Annotated in this window: 1 protein-coding gene; it reads right to left on the reverse strand. The window is 42.3% G+C overall.

Translation table 11 applies throughout. The annotated features are described in order from the left end of the window. Positions 1–431: 431 nt before the first annotated feature. Positions 432–812: a microviridin/marinostatin family tricyclic proteinase inhibitor gene (locus F6K49_RS52500; RefSeq protein ID WP_293031006.1), complete on the reverse strand. Its 381-nt coding sequence runs from the start codon at positions 810–812 to the stop codon at positions 432–434. Between the last annotated feature and the right edge of the window lie 243 nt (positions 813–1,055).

A 1,055-nucleotide genomic window follows, 5' to 3' on the forward strand; every position in this document is an offset into this window, starting at 1 on the left:
TAGTTACTTTAGCCTATCGTGATGCCTTGAACTATACATCGAAATTTTGCCTTTGTCAAACGCCAATTTCGATGTATAGTTCAAGGCATCACGATAGGCTAAAGTAACTGCACGAAGCTTTTCTTTTTGCTCCGGTGTGCAGTTTAACTTCAGCTTTGCTGTAATTACCTGCTGCATCGAATTCTTGACCTTTGTTAATTGTGTTATAGTATTTATAAATTTGGTGAGGTACAGTCTTTTTTGACTAGGGATCCCCCCTACTTATCAAAGGGAGGATCTGATTCCCGTAAAACCATCTTTACTATTGCTTATTGCATGCATGCCTATTGCCTTTTGCCTTAAAAGGATAAGCAATGTCGCTGATGAGTAGAGAATTCCGATAGATGTACCTCACGCTGATTAGGAAACGCTATAGTCAACTCGATCCGATATTACTTCTGGGGAGCATCTTCGGCATCAGAGGGGAACTTCAGGGTGATCGCAATTGGACCACCGCCACCATCTTCTTCATCCGATGGGAACTTCTGAGTCACGATTGGACCACCCCCACCCTCTTCGTGATCTGAGGGATACTTCTTAGTCAAGGCTGGACCACCACCACCATCTTCATGATCTGAGGGGTACTTCCGAGTAAAGCATCCGCCACCATCTTCATAATCAGAGGGAAACTTCTCTGTGACCGCAAAACCGCGACCGCCTCTAACATCATCCATTTCCTCTTCAGATAGCTCTTCGCACCATTGCCCTTCTAGGTAGCGGGCAAAAAAGGGAACTGCTTGGGAATTTTCTTCTGGTTTGTCCATATTAAACATGGCTTTAAACTCCTAGTAGATAAATAGGATGTGGATAAATAGGAGATAGGATGTGGCTAAGTATGAATAGACCCATGAATAGACCCATGAATAAACCCATGAATAAACCCATGAATAGACACAACTATTTCCGTATAAATCTATTACAAGCCATGCCCCCCTAGCTGTAACGCCAAATTGGCTAAAATTTTTAATTATCTACTAATATAACTTCTTGATCATTATCCGATGGGTACTTCAGAT

This window comes from Moorena sp. SIO3I6, assembly GCF_010672095.1.

Excerpts from the sequence above, each read along its gene's own strand:
- F6K49_RS52500 (WP_293031006.1), bottom strand. The coding sequence starts at position 812 with ATGTTTAATATGGACAAACCAGAAGAAAATTCCCAAGCAGTTCCCTTT.